Annotated in this window: 8 protein-coding genes and 1 pseudogene; 6 read left to right on the top strand and 3 right to left on the bottom strand. The window is 37.0% G+C overall.

Annotation, left to right across the window (positions count from 1 at the left end):
• Nucleotides 1–193 precede the first annotated feature (193 nt).
• From NSS97_RS16840 to NSS97_RS16820, 5 genes and pseudogenes are all read left to right on the top strand, one after another.
• A pseudogene (locus tag NSS97_RS16840) lies at nucleotides 194–610 on the top strand (phospholipase D-like domain-containing protein); the annotation flags it as partial.
• A gap of 782 nt (nucleotides 611–1,392) precedes the next feature.
• Entirely contained in the window at nucleotides 1,393–2,562 is a 1,170-nt protein-coding gene (locus tag NSS97_RS16835; protein ID WP_341113511.1) for a serine hydrolase domain-containing protein, read from the top strand.
• A 411-nt stretch (nucleotides 2,563–2,973) separates the two neighbouring features.
• Nucleotides 2,974–4,506 (top strand): thiol-activated cytolysin family protein, encoded by a 1,533-nt coding sequence (locus NSS97_RS16830; RefSeq protein WP_341113509.1) that lies wholly within the window; start codon nucleotides 2,974–2,976, stop codon nucleotides 4,504–4,506.
• Nucleotides 4,507–5,013: 507 nt separating this feature from the next.
• Nucleotides 5,014–6,243 carry a serine hydrolase domain-containing protein gene (locus NSS97_RS16825; RefSeq protein ID WP_002084484.1) on the top strand — a complete coding sequence of 410 codons (1,230 nt, stop codon included), beginning with the start codon at nucleotides 5,014–5,016 and terminating at the stop codon, nucleotides 6,241–6,243.
• A gap of 477 nt (nucleotides 6,244–6,720) precedes the next feature.
• A complete protein-coding gene (locus NSS97_RS16820; protein WP_341113506.1) occupies nucleotides 6,721–7,266 on the top strand; it encodes an alpha/beta fold hydrolase in 546 nt (181 codons plus the stop codon).
• Nucleotides 7,267–7,769: 503 nt separating this feature from the next.
• Here the strand turns inward: NSS97_RS16820 and NSS97_RS16815 are convergent.
• Both NSS97_RS16815 and NSS97_RS16810 read right to left on the bottom strand, forming a co-directional pair.
• A complete protein-coding gene (locus NSS97_RS16815) occupies nucleotides 7,770–9,026 on the bottom strand; it encodes a cytochrome P450 (protein WP_113770827.1) in 1,257 nt (418 codons plus the stop codon).
• Nucleotides 9,027–9,193: 167 nt separating this feature from the next.
• Complete coding sequence (locus NSS97_RS16810; RefSeq protein WP_165497883.1) at nucleotides 9,194–10,708, bottom strand: DHA2 family efflux MFS transporter permease subunit; 1,515 nt, start codon at nucleotides 10,706–10,708, stop codon at nucleotides 9,194–9,196.
• A 214-nt stretch (nucleotides 10,709–10,922) separates the two neighbouring features.
• On the opposite strand from NSS97_RS16810, the gene NSS97_RS16805 reads away from it, so the two are divergent.
• Entirely contained in the window at nucleotides 10,923–11,513 is a 591-nt protein-coding gene (locus NSS97_RS16805) for a TetR/AcrR family transcriptional regulator (protein WP_060752030.1), read from the top strand.
• A gap of 288 nt (nucleotides 11,514–11,801) precedes the next feature.
• Here NSS97_RS16805 and NSS97_RS16800 read toward each other — a convergent pair whose 3' ends face one another.
• Nucleotides 11,802–12,746: a nucleoside hydrolase gene (locus NSS97_RS16800; protein WP_107886553.1), complete on the bottom strand. Its 945-nt coding sequence runs from the start codon at nucleotides 12,744–12,746 to the stop codon at nucleotides 11,802–11,804.
• Nucleotides 12,747–12,992: the final 246 nt, after the last annotated feature.

The raw sequence follows: 12,992 nt of genomic DNA, 5'->3' as shown, positions 1-12,992 counted from the left end.
CTTTCCACGAATAATATCACGCTCAAACTCTGCAAGAACAGCTATCATACCAACTTTTTAGCTGTTAAGAAACTTTGCAACAGAACCAGACATGTACTCCTTCATCACTAAAAACAGCCAGTTTTGATTTTAAATTTTTTTATTTATTGACTATGAAGTAACCACATAGTTTATAGTATGAATATTATTCCTTACTATTTGGAAAGCATTAGTAGATGCAAGAAAGAGGGGAGTCCGTGTCAAAATTCTGTTCTCACCTCATTCGGATGCACTGTTAGTTAAAGAAGCAGCGTATCCATATATCCGAAAAGCATTAAAACAGGGAATAGAAGTATATGGTTATAAAAAGGGAGTGTTACACGGTAAAGTATTTTTGATTGACGAAAAAGTATTGATGGTTGGGACCGTGAATTTTGATTCGCGCTCGTTTCATTTAAATGAAGAAATGAACTGTTATATCCAAGACCCTGTCTATATTTCGAAAATAAAGCCAGTCATTACTGCAGACTTACAAAATTCAAAGAGGGTAACATCCTCTGACGTCAATCAATTATCTATAAAAGAAAAAATGAAAGAAAAGGTTGCAAAAATGTTTGAGTATTATTTGTAAAAACAAAGAATTTTTATATTAAGGAATAGTAAAATGATAGGGGTCTCGCCACATGCCTATCAAGTTAAGATTTTGAAGTTCCTCTTAAACGAAAATTTTGTGTTTTTTATAGATACAAAGTTCATTTTTATCGTTTTTGGGCAATCTGTTCTGTTAGGTTGATGGATATTTAATAAATTTCGACTTAAAAACAATTGATTTTAACAACGTTAGGAGTGTTTCATGCAGCACAATGTCATTTGTGTTGTATTGCAAGAAGAAAAATTACATTAAAAAAGAGCCAGAATTCATCCTGTTAAGAGTAAATCGACTTTTAATATTTAAAAGGATGGAAAAAAGAAACACAGAGGTGAAAAACCTCTGTGTTTCTTTTTGATTAATATATTTACTGAACTTTCCGGTACAGATACTCCTTCTATCCTATTATAGAAGCTATTTTGAACGTAAGTAATTTGTAAGAAATGGGTAAGAAAAAAGAGATTTTCATTGTGTATGATAAAAATATAAAGAGGCGTGAAAGGCGGAACAGATATGACTTATATATGAAAAACAAACCAGTAACAAGAGTGTTTCAAGGAAAAGAAGTAATTTTTGGGGTTAACATATATGTGGGAAAAGAGGGGTTTACCTAGGACAGAATGGTGTTTGTAAAAATAATAATTATGAAGATGATTACGAATTCAATGTTGACTTTTTGTCATCGGTAGAGATGATAGCTGTGTGGTGAGTACGAAACAGCAAGCAACCACCTATACAATATGAATAGAGGAGAGGAACGCCTTATGAAAACACGTAGCCAAATTAAATTTGCAAGTCTTGCCCTTTTAATAGCTGGAAGTGCCCTGTTATACACAACGCCAACTTCAATTGTAAAAGCAGAGCCCACTCAAAATGTATCTAGTTCGTTACAAACAAGCACTCAAAGAGATCGTACTTCCGTCAAGCAAGCAATGCGGGATACATTGCAACTTGGATACCCGGGGATACTTGCTAAAACTTCCGAGGGTGGAAAAACGTGGGGTTATGCCGCTGGGGTAGCGGATCTGAGTAGCAAGCAACCAATGAAAACAGATTTTCGCTTTCGCATTGGCAGTGTGACGAAGACGTTCACGGCAACGGTTTTACTTCAATTAGCTGGAGAGAACCGCCTGAATCTAGACGACTCCATCGAAAAATGGTTGCCTGGTGTCATTCAAGGAAATGGATATGATGCTAAACAGATTACTATCCGTCAGATGTTGAACCATACAAGTGGTATCGCTGAATACTCAAGGTCAAAAGAAGCTGATTTTACGCATACAAAAAGATTGTATACCGCTGAAGAGCTAGTGAAGATTGGACTTTCGATGCCCCCAGACTTTGCCCCAGGAAAGGGCTGGTCTTATTCAAACACAGGATACGTATTACTGGGTATCCTTATTGAAAAAGTAACCGGAAACAGTTATGCGGAAGAGATTGAAAATCGGATTATTGAACCGCTTGAATTGTCGAATACATTCCTACCTGGCAATTCAAGCGTTATTCCAGGCACTAAGCATGCCCGTGGATATGTCCAACCAGACGGAGCAAGTGAGCTAAAAGACGTTACTTATTTTAATCCAAGTATAGGTAGCTCGGCTGGAGATATGATTTCTACTGCTGACGACTTAAACAAATTCTTTTCTTACTTGCTCGGTGGCAAATTAATGAAAGAACAGCAACTAAAACAAATGCTTACTACAGTTCCTACAGGAAGAGCTGAAATCGGGAGATACGGTCTTGGAATCTATGAAACTAAGCTTCCAAACGGTGTCCCGATATGGGGACACACAGGTGGTATTCCAGGATTTAGTACTTTTGCTGGAGGTATACTTGGAGGTAAGCATACGTTGGCCGTCAGTTTGAACAGTATGGGTAGAGCTAACAGTCCTGATCCTTTTAAAAATATTTTACTTGCTGAATTTGGTAAGTAGGTAAAAAGGAAAAATTTTTTTCATAGTTTTCATAGTTAAAAATATACTTTTCTAGTTCAAAAGCCCCAACTTATTTTTAAAAAAATTTGGGGCTTTTTTTGTTTTGGTGGCGTTTATTCTTCTTAAATTGATAGATATGTATGGTGACTCCTATATGTAGTATTGCATATAAGAATGTGTTGATGAGAATGAAAGCGCTTAACATAATAGAAACATAAAGATAAATCACATCTTAGCAACAACAAAAGAGGAGGAAATAATATGGAAATCGCAATGGCAGTTTTGAAATTTTTAGGTGGAGTAATTCCATTAGTTCAAGAACTTTTAAAAGTATTTATGTAAGTTTATTATTCGGCAATTATTTATAAATAATTATCATACCTTAATACGAAAAACAGAAGGGGATATTTTTTGAAAATTAAGAAAAACAACAAAGGAATAAAATTTCTAACATGTTTATTAGTTAGTTTATGCACTATTAATTATTCATCTATTTCCTTCGCGGAAACACAAACAGGTAATGCAAATGATGCAACAAAAAATGCTAGTGGCATTGATACTGGCATAGCAAGTTTAAAGTATGATAGTAGAGATATTTTAGCAGTAAATGGTGATAGAGTAGAGAGTTTTGTTCCGAAAGAAAGTATCAATTCAAATGGTAAATTTGTAGTAGTTGACCGTGAGAAAAAATCACTTACAACTTCACCAGTCGATATTTCGATTATTGATTCTGTGGCTAATCGTACTTATCCAGGAGCCGTACAACTTGCAAATAAAGCTTTTGCAGATAATCAACCTAGTTTATTAGTGGCTAAGAGAAAACCTTTGAATATTAGTATAGACTTACCTGGCATGAGAAAAGAAAATACAATAACCGTTCCAAATCCAACATATGGTAATGTGTCTGGAGCAGTAGATGATTTAGTATCTACTTGGAATGAAAAGTATTCAACAACACATACGTTACCTGCAAGAATGCAGTATGCAGAATCTATGGTTTATAGTAAATCACAAATAGCGAGTGCTCTTAATGTTAACGCTAAATATCTTGATAATGGGCTGAACATTGACTTTAGTGCGATTGTAAATGGAGAGAAAAAAGTGATGGTTGCGGCATATAAGCAAATATTTTATACAGTAAGTGCTGAACTACCTAACAATCCATCAGATCTTTTTGATAATAGTGTTACTTTTAGTGAGTTAACTCGTAAAGGGGTAAGTAATGCGGCTCCCCCTGTTATGGTGTCACATGTAGCTTATGGCAGAACAATTTATGTGAAGTTAGAAACAACATCTAAGAGCAAAGATGTACAAGCTGCCTTTAAAGCCTTACTTAAGAATAACAGCGTGGAAACGAGTGGACAGTACAAAGATATTTTTGAAGAAAGTACTTTTACCGCTGTAGTATTAGGTGGAGATTCAAAAGAGCATAACAAGGTTGTTACAAAAGATTTTAATGAAATACGAAATATCATTAAAGATAATGCAGAATTAAGTCTTAAAAATCCAGCATACCCAATTTCATATACAAGCACTTTCTTAAAAGATAATTCAACTGTGGCTGTTCATAACAATACAGATTATATTGAGACTACAACTACAGAATATTCAAGTGCTAAAATGACGCTTGATCATTACGGTGCATATGTTGCTCAATTTGATGTATCTTGGGATGAATTCTCATATGATCAAAATGGGAAAGAAGTACTAACACATAAAACTTGGGAAGGAAGCGGTAGAGACAAAACTGCTCATTTCTCTACAGTCATACTACTTCCACCGAATTCAAAAAATGTAAAAGTCATAGCGAGAGAATGTACAGGTCTTGCATGGGAATGGTGGAGAACAATTATTAATGAACAAAATGTTCCGTTAACAAATGAAATAAAGGTTTCAATTGGAGGAACAACATTATACCCAACTGCTAATATTAATCATAATTAAAGGCAACGTATACGTCCGAAGCGCCCTGTTTACAGGGCGCTTTTTTACTTAGTTGAAAGTATATCGGCGTTTTTCAAATATATCATAATCAATTCGCAAATCTTATAATCATATTTTTAATGGCTGCATGAATGTTTTCAATGATTTCATTCCTTATTATTAAATCTCCATAAATTTAAATTAGCCTATCTTTATTAATTCATTATGTATCAGCATTTGGATTTTTTATAAAGAAAAGGCACTATCATCAAAGTGCCTCTTCTTACTTAATCTACAATGGGATAGCAACACATCGCCATCCTTTCTGTATATTTCTACAAAAAGAATAACGTTCTCTGTGAATTATGGATATAAATTTATCTTAGGTTGATAGTGATGTATGATGCCTCCATATACATAAATACATTTTGTCGAAATTATTAAAAAGGGGAATTTTTCTATTTGAAGAACTAATAATTGATTGTCAATATGTATTAGAAATCTCAATCTAAACTAAAGGAGAACAAAATGGGACAAAACAATAAAGGCTTTTCTGAAACAGGATTGCGCAAAATGCGCAATGTACTGGCGCAGCATGTCGATTCTGGAAAGATTCCTGGGCTCGTCGCCTTAGTCAGCCGAAACGGGGAGACGCACGTCGAAGCGCTTGGAACAATGAGGCATGATGGTGGCGCACCAATGCGTCGGGACACGATCTTTCGATTGGCGTCCACTAGCAAGCCGATCGCAGTTTCACCAGTAATGGTTCTGCTCGACGAGTGCAAACTGCATTTAGACGACCCAGTAGACAAATGGCTGCCCGAACTCGCTGACCGGCAGGTGTTGAAACAGCCCGATGGTCCACTGGAAGAGACCGTCCCAGCACGGCGTCCTATCACTGTACGAGACCTGTTGACCTCCACATTCGGTCTCGGAGTGGATCTCACGTTGATGGGTTCTCCGATCATGAACGCGTTCTTCGAGAGTGGGATATTCGACACGCCAGGGCAGGATATGCCCGATCCAGATGAGTTTATGTGTCGCCTAGGTGCACTTCCGCTAAGCTACCAGCCCGGAGAGCGGTGGCAGTATCATATCAGTATTGAAGTGCTCGGCATTCTTGTTGCCAGGGTCACGGGTCAGACATTCGAGTCGTTCCTGCGCGAACGCATATTCGATCCACTGGGAATGAAGGACACTGGTTTCTACGTGCCTGAGCTCAAGATTGACCGGCTTCCACCTGCCTTCAACCCAGATCCGCAGACAGGTGAGTTCATCGTGTGGGATGAGGGTACAGGCGGACGTTACAGCAAACCTCCAGCATTTCAAGCAGGCGGTGGTGGGCTGCTCGCAACCATCGACGATTATCACGCGTATTTGCAGATGCTGTTGAACAAAGGGATGCACGGAACCAAACGGATTCTGTCTAGGCCCGCAGTCCAGCTGATGACCACCAACCGTCTTACTCCTGAACAACAAGTATACCGAGACGATTTGGCCAAAAACAACGTCCATTTGTCGTTTGGACAAGGGATACAAGGTGGCTGGGGCTTTGGGATGGGGGTGCGTACCTATCTTGGAGACTACGCGTCTATCGGTCAATTCGGCTGGGATGGCGGAACTGGCACTACAGCTTACGCTGATCCAGACAAACAGTTTATTGGAATTCTGTTCACCCAGGTTGGGATGTCAACTCCGGCCCCATCGCATCTTATCCAAGACTTCTGGACCACGGTCTACCAAGCAATCGAAGACTGAAACCGAACTTAGGTATTGTTTAAAGGAAAACTCCAAGACAAATTATACGCATGATGGCCACCATCAACACCATGGTTAAAAGCTATGGCAGGACGGGAAGTGTTGGAAGTACTACGAGAACAGTTTGGCATTATTAATAAGAGCCAAATAAAAAATCCTCTTGGATGCAAGAGGATTTTTTTTATTGGGAATAGTAAGGATGAGGGGAGGTGCATTACATATGGGAAAAGGTAGAAGTAATAATGCTGGTAAAAAGCAACCGAATTTCGATGATTCATCTAATTTCGCTAAACAAAGCCAACCGACAGAAAAGAAGAAGAAATAAGAAAAGGATCTCTCTTTATCAAGAGAGATCCTTTTTAAAATATATTGACGTTTCAGCACAACATATCGATTGCTTAACCAAATAGTCATAAATACAAGGCTTAAACTCCTGCGAATGGAAGCCAATTTAATATTATTGTCCTGCTTTTTTTAATGGGTGGAATGATTGCTCAAATTGTAGCCTTGAGGAACCCTCAGCGAGTTCTAAGTATAACTTTGATTGCATCAAATATTTTTGGCTCTGAAGACAACAAACGGAATTTGCCTCCGATCGATGAGAAGATACTCACTTACCATGCTAATGGGGCCAAACTAAATTGGTCGGATGAAGAATCTGTTGCAAATTACTTGGTTACAGGATCAGTGTTACTCTGTGGTTCAAAGCATAAGTTCGATGAGAAGAGGGCTTATAAGCAGGTAGAAAAAGAAATAAAACGAGCAAATAACCTACTCAGTATGTTTAATCACTCACTTCTTAAAGGCGATGATTCTTATGAGGGGAAGTTAAAAGAAATTAATATACCTACTTTGGTTATCCACGGTACAGAAGATACAGTGCTTCCATACGAGCATGGTCTTGCTCTTGTTAATGGAATTCCCCATGCTGTATTACTAACCGAAGGATCGGGGCACGAGATTCATTGCGACGATTGGGTTCATATAATCAGCGCTATTTCGAACCATACTTCACTCTTATAATCATTATAGGAATCGCATAAAACAAAAACACTTGGAAAAAGGGCCACAATTGAATTTGTAACTCTTTTTTTCTATTGAAAATCAGTTTTGGAGCTGTTACTCAATTATAGAATATTAATACTCAGTGATTGATAATTCTGTCTTGTAAGGGGTAGTACCACATCACCATCAAGCTAAGAAAAGCAAATGCCAAAAACGAAAAAAATAAGCAGTTTTCTTTCAAGAATAGATAGAATTTTCAATCTGGGGTACAATAAAATTCTTAAGTTGTTGAGCATGGGGCTTGACCAAAATCCATGTAATTTGGGCGCTAATTTAAATACTAAAATAAATGCAATAGAGGTGCTAATTGCACCTCTATATTGTAAACAATTATACAGCAAAGTAAGAACATAAAAGAGTTGATTCCTTAGCTTATAGAAAATTGGCTTTTTGTGTAGCATCAGGTCGTTGTTTTTATCTAAAAAACTAATAATAGAAATAAAGTAAAGCTTATTTATGACCTATTTTCTCACGTTTTTCGGCTGAATCCCATAAACTTTCATTGGTAGATAAGTCAAGGACTGTCCCGTAGCAGAAGCAGTTAAGTTTTTTTCTAATTCAAACCCTTCTACTGATTCGATAGAAGAAATTTTTTGTAAGAATGCCTCTAATGCAATTTTCATTTCTAATCGTGCAAGAGGTGCACCTAAACAAAAATGTGGACCACTTCCGAAAGTCAGGTGCTTTTTATTGTTTGAACGATGAATGTCTATAGAGAAAGGATCGCTATACATGTTTTCATCCATATTAGATGCACTCATCCAAGCAATGACTACGTCACCTTTCTTTAACTCAACCCCTAATAGATTATTATCTTGTTTGACCGTACGATCTCTTCTTGAAATATGAAAACGATATCGAAGCATTTCTTCAACGGCTTTTGGGACTAATCCTATATCATTTCTTAGTGTTCCATATAATGACTTGTCATCATAAAGCAATGAATAGAATGTATTGGCTATTGCGTGACTAGTTGTTTCAAGACCTGCCCCTAAAAGTAACATAGTTGTTTGTACAATCTCCTCATCCGTAAGTTTTTCCCCATCTACTTCCGCTTGAATCAAGTCAGAGATAATATCATCACAAAGATTCGAACGTTTGTGAACTACAATAGGATAAAGGTATTCAAAATATTCTTTCGCTGCCTTTTGTTTTTGTTGTTCAAGGTCTTCTAACCTTTCTTTGTCGTATGGGTGGAACAAAATATCAACCCATTCTTTAAATTGACCTTGACCTTGTGCAGGTACGCCGAATAAATTGGCAATTACTAGAGCAGGTAAAGGGGATGCCAAAGCTTCCACAATATTAATTGTAGAATTTTCTTGTATATTTCCTACAAGCTCCGTTGCAATTTGCTGAATACGAGGTTCCCACTCTTTTAAACTGCGGGGAGTGAAAGCAGCTGCCAATAAGGAACGTATTTTTCGATGATCAGGAGGATCCAGGAACGTAATCATTGTTATAGGTGAAGTGTTTTTTTGCTTTTTATTATCGCCGACAAAAATACCACTTCTAGGCCCTTGACTTGAAAAGAATTCATAATTGGTTAACACCTGTTTAACATCTTCATACTTAAACGCATTCCATGTATTCGTTTCTTCGTGATAATAAACAGAATGATTGTGAAGCATTTCTTTATACCACTTTAAAGGGAAAAACTCTTCAGTACGCGTCTGGAAATTAGGGATTTCTTGAATTGCAATAACCTCTTTATTCACTGATATTCCTCCTTAAAATTACAAATTGTATAAATCACTCTATAAATAGTCATATTTGGAGTACATCCCATTCCTAGCCAGCATAAGGATAGAAGCGATTTACTGCAAACATGTTGACTAACAATTGGTATAAATTGCTTCTTTTTTATTCAGAAATTCAAATGGTTTTAATTTGTTTTTAATTTCTCTGTCGTTACCATCTCTGCGGGATTGTTAGATTCTAATTCGGAAGCCTGTTTAACTTTCTTTATAAAGAAGGTAAGTAGTAATCCGATGATACCAATTCCAATGATGACAAGGTAGGCATCATTTATCCCCTGTATGGAGGCTTCTGTAACAAGCTCTTTTTGAGTCAATCCTTTAGCAGCTGCGGTAGGAATCAAATCCTGTAGATGTGATTTCGTACGGCTCGTCATCACTGTCACGAGAAGCGAAGTACCGACGGCACCGGCAACTTGACGAATCGTATTGCTTATTGCTGTTCCATGTGCATGTAACCGTTGTGGCAATTGATTTAGACCAGCAGTCTGTATAGGCATCATCATTAAGGCCATTCCAATGCGACGTCCTGTTGACATGAGAACCAAATAGGTATAACTAGTAGAGTCTGTCAGGTTGATAAAACCAATTGTTGTAATAATGGTAATTGTCATTCCAATAATAGCTAACCATTTCGCACCAAAGCGATCGAATAGCTTACCGGTAACTGGCATAAGGAATCCCATTACCAACGCACCTGGAAGAAGCAGAAGACCAGACTCAATAGCAGTGTAACCACGCATATTCTGGAGGTATAACGGAAGTAACATCATATCTGCATACATAACCATAGTAACTGCGATATTAATGATTGTTGTTAAAGAAAACATATTGTATTTAAATACACGTAAGTCAAGCAATGGATTTTGTGATCTTAATTCCTTCCATGAAAAGAGTGTAAGGGCTAAGATACCTACAGTAATCGTACCTACTACCTCTATATCTGACCATCCAAGACTTCCGGCTTGGCTGAAACCATAAATTAATGAACCGAAACCAATGGTAGAGAGAATGACGCTTAGGATATTAAATTTTGTCTTGATTCGGTCGGATACATTTCGGAGATAAATGAATCCCAGCACAATAACAAGGACAGCAAATGGAATCATTCCGTAAAACATCGTTTCCCATTTGTAGTTATCAATAATGTATCCTGCAATTGTAGGACCAATTGCAGGAGCAAAAATGACAGCAAGCCCCACCATTCCCATAGCTGCTCCTCTCTTTTCGCGAGGGAAGATGGTCAAAATAACATGTGTAAGCAATGGCATAATGATTCCTGCGCCGGCTGCCTGAATCATACGTCCGGTTAACAAGACCGGGAATCCTGTTGCTACAGCTGAAACAATGGTTCCAGCTAGAAATATAAGCATGGAAGTTTGAAAAAGTTCACGTGTGGTAAACCGTTGCATTAAATAAGCGGTAATAGGAATCAAGACGCCGTTTACTAGCATGTAACCGGTTGTTAACCACTGGGCTGTTGTAGCCGAGATCTTAAATTCAACCATAAGTTCAGGAGTAGCGACACTCATGAGTGTTTGGTTTAATGTTGCAAGAAAAGCACCTAAAATCATAATGAACATAATAGGTCCTTTTTTTATCGAATTAGGGTCTGTTTTAGTCTGATTATGCAATTCTTTCATATCCTTTCTAACTTTAAAGTAGACTTTTTTTTACAAAGTGTTGAATAATTTACACTATATAAATTACATTATTAAAGATTATTATGACAACAGACAATTTCCTAATAACTGTATATTAGTTAACACTTCTTGCGATTTCTGTTGATAAAATCGAAGATAATAGACAGAACTTAGAATGTTGTAAATTTCCAATTAATAGGAAGGGTGATTAGATATGAAAGACCATCCCAAGTCCCGTGTAGACCCCCGAGTCATTCGTACACGCCAGTTAATAAAAGAGGCTTTAATAGATCTTCTACAAGAGATGGAAATTAGCAAAATAACAGTTAATAAACTTGCAGAACGTGCGACTATTAATCGTGTTACGTTCTATCTCCATTATCGTGATATTCATGACATGTTGGAGAAAATGGCACAGGAAATGGTTGAGGATATTGAGAAGATAATGACGAGTACGGAAAACCTCTCAGATTCCTCTGAGGATATAGAATGGTTAAAACTCGTAGATCTACTTGAGTACATTGCTGACAATGCTAAATTCTATAAAGTAGTTCTTGGTTCTAGGCGAACACCGATTTTTACAGAACGCTTGTTAAATACACTTTCAGACAAAATAACAGAGAGAACAGAAAGTGACTCCTTTCTCATTACTAAAGATATTCCAAAAGATATTGCTATTTGGTACGGTTCCTCAGCTTTAATTGGAACGATTGTAAAGTGGTTACATAGGGATATGCCTTATACACCGCAATTTCTCGCCAAGAAGTTGTATATACTTTTTAAATCGAGTAATAAAGAAGTTTGAGTTAGTGTGGATTTAAAATCACTTACAGAAATCTGGAAGGTACAATCGCCTGGATCTCTCGAATGAAAAATTCATTTACGCCATATAAAGTTACGTTAAATTCGTGGCGTTTGGCCCCCACAAGATTAGCCAGCACTAATACCCAAAAACAAGGGGAAAATACAATAAAAAACACTAATCTTATGTAAGATTAGTGTTTTTTATTGTTGATGACCTACCGTTAAACTCTAGAAACAAAGTCATGAGGAGAATACTTTAAAATCTTAGCTTGATGGACAAGGGTATTCACTAAAATAGGTCGCCAGTCGTTACAGTCATAAACTCCTTAAAAAACTGTTCATAATTCATTTGTATTGCAATCCTATGTTTTGGACGGTTACCGAATGTTTCTGGTTCAAAAGTAGATCTAAAATCTCCTATACTTTGCCCTCGTACAGTATCAAGTACATTAACCGTCACTGCTGATTGATGGTACGTAAAAATATCATCACGATTAATCGCAACCAAAGTGAGCGCATCATGGACCGGGCTACCTTGTATTCCAGGAACTTTTTTTTGATAAAATTGATAATAGTAATAGTCTAAAAGAGGCTTTAAAAACTTAGTTTTTCCTTTAGAGTGAATATAATTGACCATTTCTGGTGTTACGATAGCCGATTGTGTAACATTCAAAGGATAAATTGATAGATTCTTTGCGTATCTCATTACAATATTGGCCGCTACAGGATCGCCATAAAGGTTAGCTTCGGCAATGGGAGTAACATTTCCTGGATATAGAAAAGCCCCTCCCATAATATAATAAGAATGTACATATTCCATCACATCTCCATAAAGGAGAAATAAAGTTGCAAGTGAAGTTAGCCTTCCGGTATTCACGATAATAAGTTCATTTTTATACTGCTTAATAAGTGCGAGAACCTCAAAAAAATTCTCAAATGTTTGAAGCTCTAGTCCTGGGTGAATGGGCCCTATCCCAAATTTACCGTGAACTTCTGGATAAAAAGTTTCAGCTTCTGAAGACATGGAATGCTCAGCCCCACCAAAAACTTTTATATATTCTTTTCCTACACTTTTAAGCAAAAAGCGAACATTTCTAACAACTTCAGCTTGAGGTACGTTCCCATAGTCTGCAACAATTCCTATAACATCAATTTTATCTGTTAAATGTGCATATATGATAGCTATCGTATCGTCAATTCCAAAATCTCCAAAGAACAATACTTTTTTCCCCATACAATGTTTCTCCTTAATTTTACTAGCTTCTTAAACGAATTATAATTATGTATCGTAATATAAGGTTGTCCCCATGTCTTTTTGTAGTACTGTGTATGAATGAATTCATTTAGTTAACATACACTTTCGCTAATAATGAACAAATTCCTTTTGTATGAAACGAAATAGTATATAAATACTGATCTTAACGCGTTTTTTCTGATATCCTATGCTCATCAGGTGGCCCTCAAAACCAAAAAAATGTAT

The organism is Bacillus sp. FSL R12-0074 (genome assembly GCF_038005725.1).
Taxonomy (GTDB): Bacteria; Bacillota; Bacilli; order Bacillales; family Bacillaceae_G; genus Bacillus_A; species Bacillus_A mycoides.
Note: the sequence above shows the minus strand (reverse complement) of the source record. Positions and strands in the feature narration are given on the sequence as shown.

What these genes read in the sequence shown, in the direction of transcription:
- NSS97_RS16835 (WP_341113511.1), top strand. Translation starts at nt 1,393, where the DNA reads ATGAAAACACGTAGCCAAATTAAATTTGCAAGTCTTGCCCTTTTAATA.
- NSS97_RS16825 (WP_002084484.1), top strand. Translation starts at nt 5,014, where the DNA reads ATGGGACAAAACAATAAAGGCTTTTCTGAAACAGGATTGCGCAAAATG.
- NSS97_RS16820 (WP_341113506.1), top strand. Translation starts at nt 6,721, where the DNA reads ATGGGTGGAATGATTGCTCAAATTGTAGCCTTGAGGAACCCTCAGCGA.
- NSS97_RS16810 (WP_165497883.1), bottom strand. Translation starts at nt 10,708, where the DNA reads ATGAAAGAATTGCATAATCAGACTAAAACAGACCCTAATTCGATAAAA.
- NSS97_RS16805 (WP_060752030.1), top strand. Translation starts at nt 10,923, where the DNA reads ATGAAAGACCATCCCAAGTCCCGTGTAGACCCCCGAGTCATTCGTACA.
- NSS97_RS16800 (WP_107886553.1), bottom strand. Translation starts at nt 12,746, where the DNA reads ATGGGGAAAAAAGTATTGTTCTTTGGAGATTTTGGAATTGACGATACG.